The following is an 18,296-nucleotide window of genomic DNA, read 5'->3' as shown; positions in this document are numbered from 1 at the left end:
CTCACCAAATGTCGCAATATACTACATTGACAATTTATTGCCAGTCCTTCTTGCGCCAAATCAGCCATCTGGGGGACTTGAATCGAACAATACGCGCATACAACCACACGTAGCTGATAACGAACAATAAACAGAATACTATCAAGACGATTGTATTTTGCCAGAACAATGTAGCAGGGATGACAGCCATGAGTGAAAACAACCACAAATAAGGCGAGGTACGTGCATTTCGCTGAAGCAGCGCACGCGCCTCTTTTTTACCAACCGTCCATCGGACAATACGCCTGAAAATAAGGCTATGCAAGTGAATACCATCGGGAACCGCGGGCGATTTTCCACGCACAAACATACGGCGATAAGCGGAAAAGATTGTTTCGAAGGCCGGATAAATGAGGAGCAGCGCAGCATACCAGGTCGACACTTCCGGGTTGCGCATTACCAGCAGCAGCGCCAGTTCGCCCAGCATGAATCCGATGAAATACGCGCCGCCGTCGCCGAGGAATATCAGGCCCACCGGATAATTCCAGATCAGGAAACCGGCCGTGGCGCCGGCCACCATCAGCGCGATAATCAGGATGAACATGTCGTCCACGCGCAACGCGACATAGGCCAGGGACAGCAGCATGCAGATCGTGACCATGCTGGCCAGGCCATTGAAACCATCGATGATATTCACTGCGTTCGCAATGCCGGCTACCGCCAGCACTGTCAGCGGCAGCGCGATCCAGCCCGAGGCGAGGATGACGAGGCCGAACGGCAGGTCGATGCGCTGGATCCTGGCCTCCAGCAGGAAATAGGCGAGCGCCGCTCCCGCCATCGTCAGCAGCAGCCGGCGCGAAGGCCGTATCGAGCCCGTGTAGTCTTCGAATATGCCCCCGATAAAGGCGACAAAGGCGCATAGCAGCAATACGGGCAGCAATTCCAGCTGTGCCGGCTGGCGCCAGATCGAAATGGCCGCGGCCAGCACCACCGACAAATAAATCGGCAGGCCGCCAATGCGCGCCACCAGGTGCGTATGCGCGCGTTGCACGCCGGTGAAATCGCTATCGAGCGCCGGGCCATGCAATTTTGCCTGCTTGATCACGAGCAGGGTCAGCAGGGCCGAACAGACGAAGCTGACAAAGAATGAAAACATGGATAATCCGCGGTCTCATGGCTCGACGGCGGCTGCCCCAGGCGCACTGCGGCGGTGGAGGTGCACGTCAACTTGCCTGCAAAGAAATTCTAGACGTGACAGGCGCTCGATCTATTCTAACCGGATAGGCGCCCTCAGCACGGGCACGCCAGTTTACCGTATGCACAGTGTTGGAAATTGCGCCAGATCGCGCGCAAGGGCGTATCGATAATGCGATACGCTTGCCTGCTTATTTGCCCGGACAGGACAGCGCCAACCACGCACCAGACTGGTGCACCGAATTACGCTTACTTGCCGTATCGGCTTTATTGATTCGCTCAGGCATTGGCGCTTGGCGCGGCCGATATAGCCCATCCCGATGCCATTACCCGGCAGCTTACACCTCCCGATATCGATCACCGCGCTGATTAGCCCCCGCTACGGCCAGGGCCATTCGCACGGCGGCCGATCCGCCCTGCCGCCCTGCCTCGGCCCGAATCGTATGCCGACAGATAAGCCCGATTAATATGCCGGATTCGCTGCGCGATGGCACGGCCCGATAAGACATGCGCGCCGCGATGGAAATACGATACGGTCGCCGCCAATGCGATTTCGGCTGCGCCGATTTCTCGATCGGCAGGCGGATAATCAAAACCGGTCGCGTCCCTGCATCGTGCGGCGGCAATCGCCGGGCCCGACAGACAACGCGGGCCGGCGAAATCATTTAGTATGCCCTTCAAGGCACACCAGCCGTCCGCATACCGCGCAGGCGGCATCCTCCAACAATATGGCCGCCGCCGCGCATAGGCCGGCCGGCGACTGGAATACACACCATGAAAACCTATGTCATAGGCGACCTGCAGGGTTGCGCCCACGAAGCCGAGGCCCTGCTCGAGAAGATCGCGCAGGATGCCGGCGGCGATGCCCGCGTCCTGTTCGTCGGCGACCTGATCAACCGCGGCCCGGAATCGCTGCTGGCGCTGCGCCGCATGAAGGCGCTGGCGGAAACGAGCTGCGGCCGGGTCGAGGCCCTGCTCGGCAACCACGACCTGCATCTGCTGGCGGTGGCCGCCGGCGCGCAGGCGGCGAGCAAGTCCGACACCCTCGACGAGATCCTGGCCGCGCCCGACCGCGACGAGCTGATGGCCTGGCTGCGCGGGCGGCCGCTGGCGATGTTCGTCGACGCCCATTTGATGGTGCATGCGGGCGTGGCGCCGCAGTGGGATGCGGCGCAGACGATGGCGCTGGCCGGCGAGGTCGAGGAAGTGCTGCGCGGCGACGGCTGGATCGATTTTCTCGCGAATATGTACGGCAACCAGCCCGATCGCTGGGACGACGGGCTGACCGGCATGGATCGCCTGCGCTGCATCGTCAACGCCCTCACGCGCATGCGCCTGTGCCTGCCCGACGGCACCATGGATTTCGCGCACAAGGAAAGCGAGAGCGGCCCAATCGGCTCGGGCCTGCTGCCCTGGTTCGACCTGCCGGGACGGCGCACGATGGATGTGACGGTGGTGTTCGGCCACTGGTCGGCATTGGGCCTGATCCTGCGGCCCAACCTGGTGGGGCTCGATAGCGGCTGCGTCTGGGGCGGCAAGCTGACTGCCGTCTGCCTGGATGACCGCGGCCTGCTGCAGGTCGATTGCCCGGAATACCGGCCGCACGGCGGCAAAGCCTAGCGCGCGCTGACGCTCGTCGCTTCGGCAGGCGCGGCGGGCTGCGCCAGGGCCGCCTGGATCGCGTCGTGCGCGGCCTGCGCCAGTTCCCTGCGGTGCGCTCCGCTGCCCTCCAGAGGCGTCAGGCAAGCCAGGCGCGCGCGTACCGGCGCGCCTTTCAGGATGGCGAGGAGGCTGTCGACAAAGGTCACGTCGCCCGTGTAGTCGACCCCGCGGTGCCAGCCGCCGGCGGCATCGAGGTAGGCCACGGCGCAGGGCTGCACCTGCACCCGCGCATCCACCGCCGCCTCGAACAGGTTGGCGTGAAACGGCAGCACCGTTCCCTGCTGGGCGACCGTCCCCTCCGGGAAGAAGGCGACGCGCTCTCCCTGCCCCAGCACCAGCACCAGTCCCTTGAAGATGTGGCGCAATTCGCGCCGGTTGCCGCGCGCGATGAACACGGTGCCGGCCGCGGCGGCCAGCCAGCCGAGCACCGGCCAGCTGCGGATCTCGGCCTTGGCCACGAAACGGCAGGGATACAGCGAATTGATGACGAAGATGTCGAGCCAGGAGATGTGGTTCGCGACGAACAGCGCGTGTTCGAGCGGCGGGCTGCCCGGCGCCGCTTCCACGCCCACGTTGCAAATCGCCAGCAGCCGGCGCGACCAGCGCCGCGTCGCCGCGTCGCGCAGCCTGCGGCTGGCCCAGGGAAAAACGAGCGCGCAAGTCGCCAGGCCCGCAAGCAGGTGAACGGTCACGCGCGCAAGGCGCCAGGCGAGGCGGAATCGGGTCATGAAAGGAGCAGCGGGGCCGCAGCCCCGCCCGTATCAACGCCGGTAGGCGATGCGTCCGCCGACGACGGTCGCTCTTACCTGCCCCGGCAGCTCGATGCCGAGGAAAGGCGTGTGCTTGCCCTGGCTGGCCAGCGCCGCGCCTTCGACCAGCCAGCGCGCGGCCGGATCGAACACGACGACGTCGGCTTGCGCACCCACGCCCAGCTGGCCTGCGGCCAGGCCGGCGGTGCGCGCGGCATCCGACGTGATCTTCGCCAGCGCCTGCGGCAGCGCGTCGCCCTCGTGCTGCGCTTCGGCCCATTTCAGCGTCAGCGACAGCAGCAGTTCGAGACCGGTGGCGCCGGGCGAGGCCTCGGCGAAGGGCAGCAGTTTTTCGTCGTCGTCGACCGGGGTGTGATCCGAGCAGACGGCGTCGATGGTGCCGTCGAGCAGGCCCGCCGTGATCGCATCGCGGTCGCGGCCGCTGCGCACCGGCGGCGTCAGGCGCGCGTTGGAATCGAAGAAGCCGATGTCGGCGTCGGTCATGTGCAGGTGGTGCACGCCGACGTCGCAGGTGACGGGCAAACCTTCCTTTTTCGCCGCGCGCACCAGCGCCAGGCCGGCGGCGGACGACATGCGGCACAGGTGAACGCGGGCGCCGGTCGAGCGCACCAGTTCGAAGATCGTGTGCAGCGCGATCGTCTCGGCCATGACCGGCACGCCGGACAGGCCCAGGCGCGAGGCCAGCGGCCCGCTGTGGGCCACGCCGCCGCGGCCGATGTGCGGATCCTGCGGACGCAGCCAGACCGTGAAGCCGAAGGTTTTCGCGTATTGCAGCGCGCGCAGCAGGACGTTGGTGTCGAGGATCGGCACCTCGGCCTGGGCGAAGCCGATGCAGCCCGCTTCCGTCAGTTCGGCCATCTCGGTCAGGGCCTGGCCTTTCAGGCCCATGGTCAGCGCGCCCAGCGGGTGCACATGCGCCAGGTCGAGGTTGCGGGCGCGGTGCTTGAGCATTTCGACCAGGCCCGGCTCGTCGAGCACCGGGTCGGTGTCGGGCGGGCACACCAGGGTGGTCACGCCGCCCTGCACTGCCGCGCGCATTTCCGATTCGAGCGTGGCCTTGTATTCGTAGCCCGGCTCGCGCAGGCGCGCCGAGAGGTCGACCAGGCCGGGAGCGACCACCAGGCCGCTGGCGTCGAGGGTGTCGTCGGCGCTGAAACCGGCGGGCGCCTCGCCCAGCGCCGCCACCTTGCCGTCCGCGATGAACAGGTCCCTGACGCGATCGATGCCGTTCGCCGGGTCGATCAGACGCCCGTTCTTGATATGTAGTTTCATCCGTGCGAAGTTCAAACCCGGCCTCCCGCCAAAATACTCATCACTGCCATGCGCACCGCAATCCCGAAGGTGACCTGCGGCAGGATCACGGCCTGCTTGCCGTCGGCCACCGCCGAATCGATCTCGACGCCGCGGTTCATCGGCCCCGGGTGCATCACGATCGCATCCGGTTTCGCCAGCGCCAGGCGCTCGGGCGTCAGGCCGTAGCTCTTGAAATACTCCTGGGCCGACGGCAGCAGCGCGCCCGACATGCGTTCGTTCTGCAGGCGCAGCATGATGATGACGTCGACGTCCTTCAAGCCCTCGTCCATGTTGTTGAAGACACGCACGCCCATGTGTTCCAGGCCGCCCGGCAGCAGCGTCTGCGGGCCGATGGCGCGCACTTCCGGCACGCCCAGGGTCGTCAATGCATGGATGTCCGAACGCGCCACGCGGCTGTGCAGGATGTCGCCGACGATGGCCACGCGCAGGTTGGTGAAATCCTGCTTGTAGTGGCGGATCGTGTACATGTCGAGCAGGCCTTGCGTCGGATGCGCGTGGCGCCCGTCGCCGGCGTTGACGACGTGGATGTCGTTGCGGCCGCTGTCGTTCAGGTGCTTGGCGATCAGGTAGGGCGCGCCCGACTGCGCGTGGCGCACCACGAACATGTCGGCGTGCATGGCAGCCAGGTTGTCGATGGTGTCGAGCAGCGACTCGCCCTTGGTGGTCGACGAGGCCTGGATGTTCAGGTTGATGACGTCGGCCGACAGGCGCTTGGAGGCGATCTCGAAGGTGGTGCGGGTGCGCGTGCTGTTTTCGAAGAACAGGTTGAACACGCTTTTACCGCGCATCAGCGGCACCTTTTTGACTTCGCGGTCGGAGATGCCCACGAAGCTCTGCGCGGTGTCGAGGATGTGGTTGATGATGGCCTTGGGCAGGCCTTCGATGGTGAGCAGGTGCTGCAGCTCGCCATTCCTGTTCAGTTGCGGGTGATTTTTAAGAATCGGCATTGTCTTCTTCGATCGTCAGCGAGAGTTGGCCGGATGCGTCGCGCGCGAGCGACAGCTGCTGCTGGCTTGCGAGCGTGGTGGTCACGCCGACGAAATCGGGCGCCACCGGCAGTTCGCGCCCGCCGCGGTCGGCCAGCGCGGCCAGCTTGATGCAGGCCGGACGGCCGTAGTCGAACAGCACGTTGATCGCAGCGCGGGTGGTGCGGCCCGTGTAGAGCACGTCGTCGACCAGCACGATGGTGGCGCCGTCGACGTTGAAGCCGATATGGGTCGGCTTCACGTCCGGATGCAGGCCCTTCTTCGCATAGTCGTCGCGGTAGAACGAGACGTCGATGAAACCGAGGCGCGCTTTCAGGTCGAGGTCGGCGGCCAGGCGTTCGGCCAGCCAGGCGCCGCCCGAATGGATGCCGACGATGGCGGCGCTTTCGCGAAATTCCGGCACGCCGGCCAGGCCGGCGCGCACCTGTTCGAGCAAGGTGCGGTACAGCGCCTCGGCATCGAAGTCTTGATTAGTTGTTGGCATGGTCGTCAAAGTACTGTTGCAAAATGATGGCGGCGGCCTTGGCGTCGATGATCTCGCCGCGCTTGGCGGTGATCACGGCCGACGAGTAGCGTTCGTCGACCAGTTCGACCGGGAGATTGAAGCGTCCGTGCAGCTGGTTGGCGAAGCGGCGCGCGCGCAGCGTCATGTCGTGCTCGGCGCCGTCGGGATGGCGCGGCTCGCCGACGACCAGGCGCGCGGGGCGCCATTCGTCGATCAGCTTGCCGATGGTGGTGAAACGGGTGGCATTGTCGATGGCATTCACCACCGCGAGAGGCTGGGCCTGTCCGGTCAGCGTGTTGCCCATTGCGATGCCGATCCGCTTGATGCCGAAGTCGAAGCCCAGAACGATATCAACCATCGATATCAACGCGCGTCACGCATGGCCGGCCTCGGTGGCGAGCATCATCGGGTCGATGCCCAGCAGTTTGATGGCGGCGTTGTAGCGCTCTTCGATCGGCAGGTCGAACAGCACGTGGGCGTCGGCGCCGACAGTGAGCCAGCCGTTGCGCGAGAGTTCTTCCTCGAGCTGGCCCGGGCTCCAGCCGGCATAGCCGATCGAGACCAGCATGCGCGCCGGGCCGGATCCGCTGGCGACGGCTTCGAGCACGTCGATCGAGGTGGTGAAGGCCACCTCGTCGGTCACGTTGAGCGAGGAAGAATAGCGTCCGCCCGGGCTGTGCAGCACGAAGCCGCGATCGTCCTGCACCGGGCCGCCGAACATGATCGGCTCGTCGACCACCTGCGAACGCAGGCCGTCGGCCACTTTCAGGTCGATGCGGTCGAACAGCACTTCCATCGTCATGTCGGTCGGTTTGTTGATGACGACCCCGAGCACGCCCTTCTCGTTGTGCTCGCAGATGTACACCACCGCGCCGCCGAAGATCGGGTCTTCCATGGAAGGCATGGCGATGAGGAAATGATTGGCCAAATTCAACCCTGACGGTGCCGGGCCAATATTGCCGAGGGGTTCACCTCCCTGCGGCAGGCCGGCCAAAGGCAGAGTTGTGCCGATTTTGCTTTTCTTCATACGCTGACTCTCAGTTTGGCTTGCTCTCTGGGAGAACCTCGATCGACCGGCCGCGCGTTGGATCGTCCACTCGCCGCGGTTTCCCGAAGCCCCTGTGTTTGACTACAAGTATCCAGACAACAACATTAGGCTTTTCGATAGTTTACACTGAAACGCGTCACCGACCACTTTGAGCGCCGTTGCGCGCGTGGTCACCGATGTGATTACCTGGCGCAACAGAACGATCCTAGCCCCGAAACCGGCCCGCCCTCTTGACTGAAAACACGATGATTCCGAAAAGCAAGTCCCTTGTCTGGTTCCGCCGCGACCTGCGCGTGTTCGACCACGCGGCCCTGCACCACGCGCTGCGCGACGCCATGCAGGCCGGCGGCGTCGTCCACTGCGTGTTCGTATTCGATACGGAGATCCTGGCCGGCCTGCCGCGCGACGACCGCCGGGTGCGCTTCATCCACGCCAGCCTGCAGGAACTGGACGCCGAATTGCGCGCGCTCGGCGGCGGCCTGATCGTACGCCATGGGCCGGCATCCCTTGAAATCCCGCGCCTGGCGGCCGAGCTGGACGCGCACGCCGTCTACCTCAACGAGGACTACGAGCCGGATGCGATTGGGCGCGATGCAAGCGTAGCCGAGGCCCTGGCGAACGAGGGCCGCGCACTGCTGCGTTTCAAGGATCAGGTTATCTTCGAGAAGAACGAGGTGCTGACGATGGCCGGCGGCATCTACGGCGTATTCACGCCTTATAAAAATGCCTGGCTCAAGCGCCTGAACGCGCAGCCGGAAGCAGCCGCGCCCTGGATGATCGAGCCGTATGCAGCGGCTCTGGCACCGGCGCCGGCCACGCCCTTGCCCAGCCTCGCGCAACTCGGTTTCGACGACGGCCCCCTGCCCGCCCCGGCCGGCATGACGGGCGCGAACCGCCTGTTCGAAGACTTCCTGCCGCGCCTGGCGGACTACGGCACGGCGCGCGATTTCCCGACGCAGGACACGACCTCGCGCCTGTCGATCCACCTACGCTTCGGCACGACCTCGGTACGCCACCTGGTGCGCACGCTGCGCCAGATGATGGCCAACGGCGCCGGCGGCGCAGGCGCGCCGGTGTGGCTGTCCGAACTGATCTGGCGCGAGTTCTACGCGATGATCCTGTTCCACCACCCGCACATCGCTGGAGCCTCGTTCAAGCCCGCCTTCGACGCGGTCGCCTGGGAAGCGGGCGAGGATGCGCAAACCCTGTTCGCCGCCTGGTGCGAAGGCCGCACCGGCTATCCGCTCGTGGACGCGGCCATGGCGCAGCTGAACACGACCGGCTTCATGCACAACAGGCTGCGAATGGTGACGGCCAGCTTTCTGGTCAAGGATCTCGGCATCGACTGGCGCTGGGGCGAACGCTATTTCGCCCGTCACCTCAACGACTACGACCTGGCCTCGAACGTCGGCGGCTGGCAGTGGGCGGCTTCGACGGGATGCGACGCGCAGCCGTGGTTCCGGATTTTTAATCCGACCACGCAGTCGCAGAGGTTCGACAAGCAGGGAGCATTCATACGCCAGTACCTGCCGCAACTGGCGGGCCTGGATGCGCGCGATATCCACGCGCCGTGGCTGGTGCCCGAGGCGGAACTGGCGGCGTGCGGGATCGTGCTGGGCAGGGATTATCCGCGCCCGGTCGTGGATCATGCGCAGGCGAGGCAGCGTACGCTGGAGCGGTTTGCGATGGTCAAAGCGGCTCAACCGGACAGCGATTAGCAGGACGTAGGGTGGGCGGCGAAGCCGCCCACCCTACGTCCTGCCATTCACCCCTGCGGCATCTCGCGGTGCAACAAACCCGCGATCGCCCCCAGCAGCACTGGCTCCTGGAACGGCTTGCCGAAGTAGGCATTCACCCCCAGCCCCAGCGCATAGTTGCGGTGCTTGTCGGCCGTACGCGAGGTGATCATGATCACCGGCAGGTTGGCCGTGGCGGCGTCGCTGCGCACGTGGCGCACGAGATCGAAGCCATCCATGCGCGGCATCTCGATATCGACCAGCATCAGGTCGGGCCGCGCTTCCGGCAGCTGCTCCAGCGCGTCGACGCCATCCTTGGCCAGCGCTACCCGGTAGCCTTCGCGCTCGAGCAGACGCTGGGTCACGCGGCGCACGGTGAGCGAATCGTCGACCACCATCACGGTCGGACGGTGGCTCGGGGCCGGCTGGACGGCGGCCGACGCCGGCGTCACGATGCCGGCATTGCGTCCCAGCGCCAGGGGATTGAGGATCAGGACGATGTCGCCGGTGCCGAGCACGGTGGCGCCGGCGATGCCGGGCACGCGCGCCAGTTGCGGCCCGAGATTCTTGATGACGACCTCGCGGTTGCCCAGCACCTCGTCGACCTGCAGCGCGATGCGCTCGCCGGCGCTGTGCAGTACCAGCACCGGGCGCGAACGCGGGCCTTGCTGGACGTATTCGCCATCGCGTGTCCCTTCGCCCAGCAGCGCCGGCAGGTAATGGAAAGGCAGCACCTGCCCGCCGGCCTCCAGCGTACCGGCGTCGGCGGCGGCCAGCAGCTCGGGTTCGCGCACCTGCACCACCTGCTCGACCAGGGTCGAGGGCAGCGCATAGGTTTTATTCGCACTGGCGACCAGCACCACCTGCGTCACGGCCAGCGTCAGCGGCAGCCGGATCGTGAAGCGCGCGCCCTGGCCGGGCGTGGTGTCGATCATGACGCGTCCGCCCAGGGCTTGCGCTTCGGAGCGCACCACGTCCATGCCGACGCCGCGTCCCGCCAGTTCGGTCAGCGTGTCGGCGGTCGAGAAGCCCGGCGCGAAAATCAGTTCGGCCGCCTGCGCGTCGGCGAGTGCGGCATCCGGCGCGATCAGGCCCAGCGCGCTTGCCTTGGCGCGGATGCGTCCCAGGTCGAGGCCGGCGCCGTCGTCGCCGAACTGCAGCACGACTTCGTTGCCCTGCTGGCTCACCTGCACCAGCAGCTCACCCGTCTCCGGCTTGCCGGCGGCCGCACGCGCGTCGCGCGGCTCGATGCCGTGCACGATGGCGTTGCGCAGCAGGTGTTCGAAAGGCGCGGCCATCTGTTCCAGCACGCTGCGGTCAATCTCGACGGCGCCGCCGCGGATGTCCAGGTTCACGCGCTTGTCCGTTTCCTTCGCCGTCTGGCGTGCGACCCGGAACAGGCGTTCGGAGAGGCTGGCGAAGGGCACCATGCGCACCCGCATCAGGTCGCGCTGGAGGTCGCGCGTCATGCGCGATTGCGCCGCCAGTTCTTCGCCGGCGCCGTCCACCGTGCGCGAAAGCGACTCGTGGAAGGAAGCCACGTCGTTGACGCTCTCGGCCATCATGCGCGTCAGTTCCTGCAGGCGCGTGAAGCGGTCGAATTCGAGCGGGTCGAATTCGCGCTCGCCGGCGATCGACATGCGCGAAGCGATCTGCGACTCGGCCTGCATCTCGACTTCGCGCAGCTGGCGCCGCAGGCGGCCCAGGTTGTCCGAGAAGTCGGACAAGGCGCTTTTCAGCACCCCCATCTGGTTTTCCAGCTTCGAGCGCGTGATCGACACCTCGCCGGCCTGGGTCACCAGGCGGTCGAGGATGTCGGCGCGCACCCGCACCAGGGGCGTACGCGCCTCGCTCGGGGCCAGCGGCTCGGCGGGCGCCGTGTCGCTCGCGGGGGCTTCCGCTTCGCCCGCCTGGGCCGGCTGCACCAGCTGTTCGAACAGGGCCAGCGCCGTGTCGTAGCTGGCCATCAGCTCGTCGAAGGCGGCGCTTTGCGTGGTGCCGGCATGCACCATGTTCTCGACCTGCGTTTCCAGCTCGTGCGTGTGCTGGCCGATGCGCATCGCGCCCGCCATGCGCGCGCTGCCTTTTACCGTGTGCAGGGTTCGTAATAAACCTTGGGCCGGGGCCGGATCCTGCGGATTGTGCTGCCACTGGCGCAGGCCGTTGCCGATTTGCGGCAGCAGGTCGGCCGCCTCTTCCAGGAACACCGGCAGCAGGTCGGGATCGAGCTCGTCGTGCAGCACCGGTTCGGCGGCGAGCGCGCCGCTTTCCTGCGGCAGGGCGACGCTGCGCTCGATCGCTTCGGGCTGTACTGCGGGCTGTATTTCGGCCAGTGCCTCGGCTTCGGCTTGCGCGGCCTCGTCCACCGCCGCATAGACGATGTCGTCCTCGGCGACGACATCGGCATCAAAGGCCGGCGCATCGACATGCTCGTCGATGCCCTCTTCCGCCGGCGCCGGCACGTGCGCCGCCGGGCTATCGAACAGGGCGTCGAAATCGAGGCCGAACAGGTCGTCGTCGACCTCGGCGGCAGCCGGCTTCTCGGCTGCCGGCAGCGCGGTCTGCTCCAGCACCGGCGGTGCGGCCAGCAGCGCGTCGTAGGCCTGGGCGAACAGGTCGTCGAGCCGGCGCGCCAGCTCGGGAGGGGCGTCGCCATACGCGGCGGCGGCCTGCTGCTGGGCCAGCGCTTCGGCGAGAAGCGCCAGCTGCGCCAGCATGTCGGGCTGGGCCTCGGCCAGCTCGTCGCGGCCAAAGGCCTGCAGCATCTGGCGCACGCGCGCCAGCACGGCGTCGAAGACGTCATGCTGGGCCGGCGTCAGCAATGGTGCCGGCGCGGCCAGCATCTCGAGCGTCGTCTCCAGCGCCTGCGCCAGGTCGCGCAATGCGAGGAAGCCGACCGTACCCGAGGTGCCCGCCAGCGTGTGCACGGCTTTTAGTGCATCCGCGCTGACGGGACGGCCCGCCTCGTGGCGCCACTCGCCGAAATCGCGTTCGAGCAGGCGCACCAGCTCGTCGGTTTCGGCGACATAGATGTTGTACAGGGCCAGCGGGATCTCGAGCGTGCCGACGCGGTGCAGGTTCTCGTCGGCCGCCGGCGCCGGGCGCGTGGCCGTCGGCAGCGCGATCACGTTGCTGGCCGCTTCGGGTTCTTCTTGCGGCACAGGCTCGGCCGGCGCGGTCTCCGCCGCTTCCCCGGCAAAGGCGCCGCCCGCCTGCACGCGCTCGGCGGCCGCCACCAGCGCCGCACTGGCGCGATCCGACGTGCCCTGCGCCGCCAGCTCGGCCACCCAGGGCGCCAGCGCGCCATGCGCGTGTTCGACCAGATCGAGCAAATCTGGCGTAGCGGCGCGGCCATCGGCCAGCCACACGTTCATGACGCGTTCGAGCGCCGCCGCGGCGGCCGCGAATTCATCCAGGCTGACCATGCGCGCGCTGCCCTTGAGCGTATGGAAGGCGCGCCGCACGACCGTCAGCGCATCCTGCGCGGCGGGATCCTGGCGCAGCGCCGGCAGCGTGCTCGCGATCGTGTCCAGCACTTCGCCGGCTTCGAGCACGAAGATCTCGAGCAGTTCGGCGTCGACGTCCGCTTCCGGTGCGGCGGCCTGGACTTCCGGTGCCTCGACGATGCCAGGCGCCGCGGCCGTTTCCTGCGCGCCGCCCGCCTGCTCGAAGCTCAGCTCGCGCAGCAGGCCCGCTTCGTCGTCGAACACGAAGCGGCCCTTTGCGCTCTCGCTGTTTTGCGCCAGCATGTCGGTGAAGAAGCCGAGCGCACCGATGTTGCGCGCGATGTTGTGCAGGACTGCCGCCTGGGACTGGACGTCGCCGTCGCCCTCGGCCATGCCGGCCACCGCGTCGCGCACGTGGTAGGCGGTGCGCGCCGCCGCTTCCTGGTCGAGGATGGAGAGCGCGCCCTGGATCTGGTGCAGCACCGGATCGGCCGCCACCAGGGCGCCGCGCTTGTGCTGCGGGTCGTCGTAGTATTCGTCGAGCAGTTTTTCGACCTGGCGCAGGCCGGACTTGATCTCGCCCGCCAGCACGGCCACCGTCTGGCCCTGCTGGATCTGCTGCGTCAGCTCGTTCTGCCAGTCGGGCGCGGCGGGCGGCGTCTGGCCGGCAGCCAGGGCCAGCAGGCGCTGCCCCACCACTTCGGCGTGCTGGCCGAAATCGTCGGGCAGCTGGCGTACCTGATCCAGGCCGTGTTCGACGAACAGCATCGCCGTCGCCATCTCGAGGCCGAAGCCCTCGTTGCGGCCGGAGGCGATGGAATCGCTGGCCGCCTGGCCCAGTTCGCGCAGCAGCTGGGCCAGCGCCGGGGCGCCGAGTTTTTCGCTGGCACCGGCCAGCGTCGCCAGCGCGTTCTTGAAATCGGCTTCGCGGCTGTCGTCGGCCTGCAGCGCCAGCTGATCCCAGTCCGCTTTCGAGCGCGCCAGCGCTTCCTTCGCCTGCTTCAGCGCGGCCGGATCGACCTTGCCGTAGCGGCGCCCGGCATAGTCCGGCGGCACCGCGCCCTCGAGATGGAAGGCGCGGCGCAGCAGCGCAGCGTCCCCCTCGGCGCCAGGTGCGGCGGCGATGAAGAACAGCGCGTCGCGCAGCATCGTCTCGGGCAGACCCACCTGTCCCTGTGCCAGGCGGCGCAGCTGGAGGTTGATCTGGCCGAACAGCTGCTTCACGTACAGATCGCCCGCGACCACACCATCGGCGACGAGGTTCGCAAACGCGTGCAGCGCGCGCCAGGCCGTGCGTGCCTGTGCATCCGGCGCGCTGGCGGCCAGCGGCGCGATCGCCGCCGCCAGTGCGCCCGCCTGCGTGCGCTGGGCGGCCGGATCTGCGCTCTTCAGGTAGGGCAGCAGCGCCTTTTCGAACTGGGCGCGGCAGGCGGCGTAGTCGGGGGCGGCCTCCGGGGCCTCCGGGAGCGCACAGGTCACGCCGGAATCGATGCTCAGCAGATCCGACGGGTGAACCCGCTCCGCGCCCAGCAGCTCCTGCAGCGCGCGGTAATACGGGAACAGGCGCACCGGCTGCGGCGCGCTGCCGGCCACGAGTTCTTCCAGGTATTCGCCGATCGCGCCAAAGGCGTCGCGCACGGTCTTCGCATTCTCCAGCGTGCAGTCGAGGCTGCGCTCCTTGAAGTGCTCGAGCGTGCGCTCGGCGGCAGCGGTGAGCAGGCCGACACCGTCGACATCGACCATCTGCAGCGCGCCGTGGGCCTGGTGCAGGTGGGTCTTCGCATGCAGCAGCAGGGTCGGCTGGGCTTCGCTGGCGCGCGTGGCGGCATCGTTGACGGCGGTGCCGGCGCGCTCGAGCGCGCCGCGGATCTCGCCGATCACCCACGACAGGGGGCCGGTATCAAAAGCGCTCGCGTGCGGGGATGAAGTCATGGTCGTCGTCGGATATATATGCGGCTCAGGCGGCGACGCGGAAGCGCGACACCGAGTTTTTCAGTTCCTGCGCCAGCACGGCCAGCTGGCGGATCGATTGGGCGGTCTGCTCGGTGCCGGCTTGCGTATGCTCGGTCACCGACAGGATGTGCTGCATGTTGTGCGCCACGCCGTTGGCGGACGTCGCCTGCAGGCTGGTTGCGAACGAGATCCCCTGGATCAGTTCGGCCAGGCGGTTCGACACGCGCGAGATGTCGGCCAGCGCGGCGCCGGCCGCATCCGACAGGCGCGCGCCCTCGACCACGCCCTGGGTCGATTTTTCCATGGCCGCGGCGGCGTCGTGGGTATCGGTCTGAATCGTGCGCACCAGGGCGCCGATCTGCTTGGCCGCTTCGCCCGAGCGTTCGGCCAGGCGCTGCACCTCTTCCGCCACGACCGAGAAGCCGCGCCCCGCCTCGCCGGCCGACGCGGCCTGGATCGCCGCGTTCAGCGCCAGCACGTTGGTCTGTTCGGTAATGTCGGAAATCAGCTCGGTGATCTCGCCGATCTCCTGCGAGGATTCGCCCAGGCGCTTGATGCGCTTGGAGGTTTCCTGGATCTGCTCGCGGATCTCGTGCATGCCGAGGATCGCATTCTGCACGGCGGCCGAGCCCTGCTCCGCTGCCGCCACCGACTGGCGCGCGACGTCGGCCGATTCGTTGGCGGACTTCGACACGTCGGTGATCTCGCCGGCCATGCGCAGCACCGTGCTCGACGCGTCCTCGATCTCGCGCGACTGCTGCGCGGTCGCGTCCAGGAGGCCAGTGGAGATGTTCTGCGCCTCGTTCGAGGCCAGCGTCACCTGTTCGGCGGTGGTGGTCACGCGCTGCACCAGGGTGCGCAGTTCCTCGACCGTGTAGTTGACGGAATCGGCAATGGCGCCGGTGATGTCTTCGGAAACGGTGGCGTGCACGGTCAGGTCGCCGTCGGCCACTTCCTGCAGTTCGTTCATCAGGCGCAGGATCGCGGCCTGGTTCTGGCTGTTGGTGGCCTTGGCTTCTTCTTCCTGGGCTTGCGCCAGCTGGCGCAGCGCCTCGGCTTCGCGGCGGCGCGCGTCGGCGCCGCGGGTGCGGTTGCGCGAGTCCTGCAGCATGACGCGGCTGATCGAGCCGGCCGTGGCCAGCGTGAAGATCGAGGCCACCACCAGCAGCCAGAACCAGCCGTTCTGCGAGGACTGCTGTTCGCGGTAGCCGGCCTGCAGCGTGGTGACTTCCTTCTTGATGTCTTCGTTGTCGCGGTGGATGGTGCGCGCCGCGGCCCGGGCCTGCGAATAGGCGCCCGGGTTGTCGAGGAAGGGCGCGAAGTCCTTGCGGAAGGCGTTGAAACGGGTTTGCACCTGCACCAGCTTGTCGCGCAGGTCGGGATTGCGCTGGGCCGCCGCGCCGCCGAGCAGGGTGCCCAGCGCGTGTTCGAAGGCGGCGCTGTCGGCGCCGATGCGCACCGCGGCGTCGTCGCCCGGCATGCCGATGGCGAAGAACTGGTTGGCGCCGCGCGCCAGGCGCTGGGTCAGCATCATCATGCGGCCGATGGCGGCCAGCTCGCGCGCGCTGGCGCCGCGCTCGACGTTCTGCACCATCAGGTCTTCGCTCAGGGTCAGCATTTCCGAAGCGAGGGCGTCGAGCTGGCGCACGCTTTTATCGAAGGCGATCAGTGCCGGCTTCATCGTGATGATGTTGGCCGCGCCCTGCTCCGACGCCTTCCAGACCGCGCGCACGCGCTGCAGCTGCGCGCTCTGGCGGCCGGCGGCGCCCGGGATGGCGACGCCGCCGAGTTCCCCGCCCTTGGTCAGCAGGCGCATGTTGCGGTCGACTTCGGCGCGGCTCTCGTCGAGCTGGGCGAACGAATCGGCGCGGCCGGCGAGCGCATTCGGCGCCGCCTTGCCGGCACGCTGGGTGTGCATCAGGATGTCGCCGGCGACCTGGATCTGGGCCGCCACCTTGGCGTTGCCCTCGGCGTTCTGCCACATGCCGAGGATGGTCAGCAGGATGCCGGCGACGAAGGCAATCAGCAGGATGCGCAGCTGGCGCGGCAGCGACAGGTGGCCGATCAGCGGCAGGCTGAGGTTGTCCTCCTCGTCGAGCTCGTCGGCCGCGGCGGGCGCGCGGCGGCGCATCACGTTCCCGAGGCGCAGCATGGCTTCCTCGGCCGAGCCGCCGGCCGCGGGCGCCGCGGCTGCGTACGCGGCGGCGGGCTGCGCCTGCGCCAGCACGTCGGCGCCGAAGCGGGTGTCGGGCGACGCCAGTACGGTGTCGCTGTCGCTCTTGCCGTTCTCGCCCTTCCCTTTCGGGAGGAAATTCAAGCTCATCTTTCCCATTGCGGCTCCTGGTGCTGCGGTGTTGTTGTAGTTAGCGGGGTTGAAGTGCCACGTGCAGGAAGCGTTCTTCCCGCACCAGCGCGGCCAGCGACAGCGGCGTCCAGGCCTGGCCGTCGGCGTCGTGCAGCCTGCCGTTGACGCTTTCCATCGTGCTCGGCCGGCGCAGGCCATACACGCGCGTGACCAGCAGCGCGCAATTGAAGCCCAGGCGCGGCGCCAGCGAGACCAGGCGCGCCTCCGGCCCGGCCGCGCTGGCGGCGCAGTCGACATAGCGCGCCAGGTCGATCACGCCGAGCAGGCTGCCGCGCACGTTGGCCAGGCCCAGGTACCAGGGCTGGGTCAGCGGCACGCCGACGAGCAGCCCGGGCGGGACGATCTCGCCGGCCTCGGTCAGTTCCAGCAGGTAGCGCTCGCCGCCGATGGCGACGCCGAGCTGGTGCTGTGCCTGCGGGGCGCCGTTCTGCGCCGCCTGCATGCGCGCCAGCAGCTGCGCCTGGTAGTCGCTCAGGCGGGTGCGGCGGTTCGCCTGCGGCGCCAGCGCGCCGGCCTCGGCATGCATCAGGCGCCCAGCGCGGCGATGCGCGCCAGCAGCTGGCCGGCATCGACCGGCTTGACGAAATAATCCTTGGCGCCCTGGCGCATGCCCCAGATGCGGTCGGTTTCCTGGTTCTTGCTGCTGCAGATGATGACCGGCACCGCGGCCAGCTCCGGATCGCGCGCGATGGAGCGCGTCACCTGGAAGCCGTTCGCGCCGGGCATGACGACGTCCATCAGGATCAGTTCGGGGCGGTCGGCGCGCATCTTGACCAGCGCGTCCTCGCCGTTGTCGGCGGTGGAAACGGAAAAACCGTTTTTCACCAGGATGTCGGTCAGGTAGTAGCGCTCGGTCGGCGAATCGTCGACGATCAGGATTTTATGAATGGCCACGGGGGCTCCGCAATTCGAATGTCAGGCCTTGGCGGCCGTGTGCTCGCGGACGGCCGCGAGCAGGGTGTCTTTGGAAAACGGCTTGGTGAGATAGGCGCTGGAACCGACCATGGCGCCGCGCGCACGGTCGAACAGGCCATCCTTCGACGACAGCATGACCACCGGCGTCGCGTGGAAGCGCGCGCTCTTCTTGATCAGGGCGCAGGTCTGGTAACCGTCCAGGCGCGGCATCAGGATGTCGCAGAAGACGAGTGCCGGATGGTGGTCGTTGATCTTGGCGAGCGCATCGAAACCGTCCTCGGCCAGCACCACCTGGTAGCCGGCCTGGGTAAGGAAAATCTCGGCCGAACGGCGGATCGTGTTGCTGTCGTCGACCACCATGACGGTGAGGCCGCTTGCTCCCTGTGATGTCGTCATTTTCGTTTCACTTCAGCATGGAACGCC

14 protein-coding genes are annotated in these 18,296 nt (G+C 67.5%); 2 read left to right on the top strand and 12 right to left on the bottom strand.

What is annotated here, in order from left to right; translation table 11 throughout:
* Window positions 1-34: 34 nt before the first annotated feature.
* The gene (locus ASF77_RS20590) at window positions 35-1,135 is read right to left on the bottom strand and encodes a glycosyltransferase family 4 protein (RefSeq protein ID WP_056343791.1); all 1,101 of its coding nucleotides are present in this window, start codon (window positions 1,133-1,135) and stop codon (window positions 35-37) included.
* 812 nt (window positions 1,136-1,947) lie between these two features.
* Between ASF77_RS20590 and ASF77_RS20585 the strand changes: the two genes are divergently transcribed.
* Window positions 1,948-2,793 carry a symmetrical bis(5'-nucleosyl)-tetraphosphatase gene (locus ASF77_RS20585; protein WP_056343788.1) on the top strand — a complete coding sequence of 282 codons (846 nt, stop codon included), beginning with the start codon at window positions 1,948-1,950 and terminating at the stop codon, window positions 2,791-2,793.
* Here ASF77_RS20585 and ASF77_RS20580 read toward each other — a convergent pair.
* From ASF77_RS20580 to ASF77_RS20555, 6 genes are read right to left on the bottom strand one after another with little or no spacing between them, the layout of a single operon-like run.
* Window positions 2,790-3,563, bottom strand: coding sequence for a 1-acyl-sn-glycerol-3-phosphate acyltransferase (locus ASF77_RS20580; RefSeq protein ID WP_056343786.1), 774 nt, complete (start codon window positions 3,561-3,563; stop codon window positions 2,790-2,792). The two genes, ASF77_RS20585 and ASF77_RS20580, sit on opposite strands and share 4 nt — an antisense overlap.
* 33 nt (window positions 3,564-3,596) lie before the next feature.
* A complete protein-coding gene (locus ASF77_RS20575; RefSeq protein WP_056343783.1) occupies window positions 3,597-4,877 on the bottom strand; it encodes a dihydroorotase in 1,281 nt (426 codons plus the stop codon).
* Between the two features lie 11 nt (window positions 4,878-4,888).
* Entirely contained in the window at window positions 4,889-5,866 is a 978-nt protein-coding gene (locus ASF77_RS20570; RefSeq protein WP_056343779.1) for an aspartate carbamoyltransferase catalytic subunit, read from the bottom strand.
* Complete coding sequence (pyrR, locus tag ASF77_RS20565; protein ID WP_056343776.1) at window positions 5,853-6,389, bottom strand: bifunctional pyr operon transcriptional regulator/uracil phosphoribosyltransferase PyrR; 537 nt, start codon at window positions 6,387-6,389, stop codon at window positions 5,853-5,855. Before pyrR ends, ASF77_RS20570 begins: the two co-directional genes overlap by 14 nt.
* The gene (ruvX, locus tag ASF77_RS20560; RefSeq protein WP_056343770.1) at window positions 6,376-6,768 is read right to left on the bottom strand and encodes a Holliday junction resolvase RuvX; all 393 of its coding nucleotides are present in this window, start codon (window positions 6,766-6,768) and stop codon (window positions 6,376-6,378) included. The genes pyrR and ruvX overlap by 14 nt, the downstream gene beginning before the upstream one ends.
* Before the next feature lie 15 nt (window positions 6,769-6,783).
* On the bottom strand, window positions 6,784-7,437 hold the full coding sequence (locus ASF77_RS20555) for a YqgE/AlgH family protein (protein ID WP_056343767.1): 654 nt from the start codon (window positions 7,435-7,437) through the stop codon (window positions 6,784-6,786).
* 266 nt (window positions 7,438-7,703) lie between these two features.
* On the opposite strand from ASF77_RS20555, the gene ASF77_RS20550 reads away from it, so the two are divergent.
* Complete coding sequence (locus ASF77_RS20550; RefSeq protein WP_056343764.1) at window positions 7,704-9,176, top strand: deoxyribodipyrimidine photo-lyase; 1,473 nt, start codon at window positions 7,704-7,706, stop codon at window positions 9,174-9,176.
* Between the two features lie 47 nt (window positions 9,177-9,223).
* On the opposite strand, the gene ASF77_RS20545 is transcribed toward ASF77_RS20550, so the two are convergent.
* Genes ASF77_RS20545 through ASF77_RS20525 form a run of 5 tightly spaced genes read right to left on the bottom strand, consistent with a single transcriptional unit; the run spans window position 9,224 to window position 18,269 of the window.
* Complete coding sequence (locus ASF77_RS20545; protein ID WP_056343762.1) at window positions 9,224-14,572, bottom strand: Hpt domain-containing protein; 5,349 nt, start codon at window positions 14,570-14,572, stop codon at window positions 9,224-9,226.
* 25 nt (window positions 14,573-14,597) lie between these two features.
* Window positions 14,598-16,925, bottom strand: a complete 2,328-nt coding sequence (locus ASF77_RS20540; RefSeq protein WP_056343759.1) for a methyl-accepting chemotaxis protein — start codon at window positions 16,923-16,925, stop codon at window positions 14,598-14,600.
* Window positions 16,926-16,956: 31 nt separating this feature from the next.
* Window positions 16,957-17,484 carry a chemotaxis protein CheW gene (locus tag ASF77_RS20535; protein WP_056343755.1) on the bottom strand — a complete coding sequence of 176 codons (528 nt, stop codon included), beginning with the start codon at window positions 17,482-17,484 and terminating at the stop codon, window positions 16,957-16,959.
* Window positions 17,484-17,852, bottom strand: coding sequence for a response regulator transcription factor (locus tag ASF77_RS20530; protein WP_056343752.1), 369 nt, complete (start codon window positions 17,850-17,852; stop codon window positions 17,484-17,486). The genes ASF77_RS20535 and ASF77_RS20530 overlap by 1 nt, the downstream gene beginning before the upstream one ends.
* A gap of 21 nt (window positions 17,853-17,873) precedes the next feature.
* A complete protein-coding gene (locus ASF77_RS20525) occupies window positions 17,874-18,269 on the bottom strand; it encodes a PleD family two-component system response regulator (protein WP_056343748.1) in 396 nt (131 codons plus the stop codon).
* Between the last annotated feature and the right edge of the window lie 27 nt (window positions 18,270-18,296).

Origin of the sequence: Massilia sp. Leaf139, assembly GCF_001424165.1 — a bacterium.
Taxonomy (GTDB): Bacteria; Pseudomonadota; Gammaproteobacteria; order Burkholderiales; family Burkholderiaceae_D; genus Telluria.
Note: the sequence above shows the minus strand (reverse complement) of the source record. Positions and strands in the feature narration are given on the sequence as shown.

What these genes read in the sequence shown, in the direction of transcription:
- ASF77_RS20545 (WP_056343762.1), bottom strand. Translation starts at nt 14,572, where the DNA reads ATGACTTCATCCCCGCACGCGAGCGCTTTTGATACCGGCCCCCTGTCG.
- ASF77_RS20535 (WP_056343755.1), bottom strand. Translation starts at nt 17,484, where the DNA reads ATGCATGCCGAGGCCGGCGCGCTGGCGCCGCAGGCGAACCGCCGCACC.
- pyrR (WP_056343776.1), bottom strand. Translation starts at nt 6,389, where the DNA reads ATGCCAACAACTAATCAAGACTTCGATGCCGAGGCGCTGTACCGCACC.
- ASF77_RS20590 (WP_056343791.1), bottom strand. Translation starts at nt 1,135, where the DNA reads ATGTTTTCATTCTTTGTCAGCTTCGTCTGTTCGGCCCTGCTGACCCTG.
- ASF77_RS20580 (WP_056343786.1), bottom strand. Translation starts at nt 3,563, where the DNA reads ATGACCCGATTCCGCCTCGCCTGGCGCCTTGCGCGCGTGACCGTTCAC.
- ASF77_RS20550 (WP_056343764.1), top strand. Translation starts at nt 7,704, where the DNA reads ATGATTCCGAAAAGCAAGTCCCTTGTCTGGTTCCGCCGCGACCTGCGC.
- ruvX (WP_056343770.1), bottom strand. Translation starts at nt 6,768, where the DNA reads ATGGTTGATATCGTTCTGGGCTTCGACTTCGGCATCAAGCGGATCGGC.
- ASF77_RS20540 (WP_056343759.1), bottom strand. Translation starts at nt 16,925, where the DNA reads ATGGGAAAGATGAGCTTGAATTTCCTCCCGAAAGGGAAGGGCGAGAAC.
- ASF77_RS20555 (WP_056343767.1), bottom strand. Translation starts at nt 7,437, where the DNA reads ATGAAGAAAAGCAAAATCGGCACAACTCTGCCTTTGGCCGGCCTGCCG.
- ASF77_RS20575 (WP_056343783.1), bottom strand. Translation starts at nt 4,877, where the DNA reads ATGAAACTACATATCAAGAACGGGCGTCTGATCGACCCGGCGAACGGC.
- ASF77_RS20525 (WP_056343748.1), bottom strand. Translation starts at nt 18,269, where the DNA reads ATGACGACATCACAGGGAGCAAGCGGCCTCACCGTCATGGTGGTCGAC.
- ASF77_RS20585 (WP_056343788.1), top strand. Translation starts at nt 1,948, where the DNA reads ATGAAAACCTATGTCATAGGCGACCTGCAGGGTTGCGCCCACGAAGCC.
- ASF77_RS20570 (WP_056343779.1), bottom strand. Translation starts at nt 5,866, where the DNA reads ATGCCGATTCTTAAAAATCACCCGCAACTGAACAGGAATGGCGAGCTG.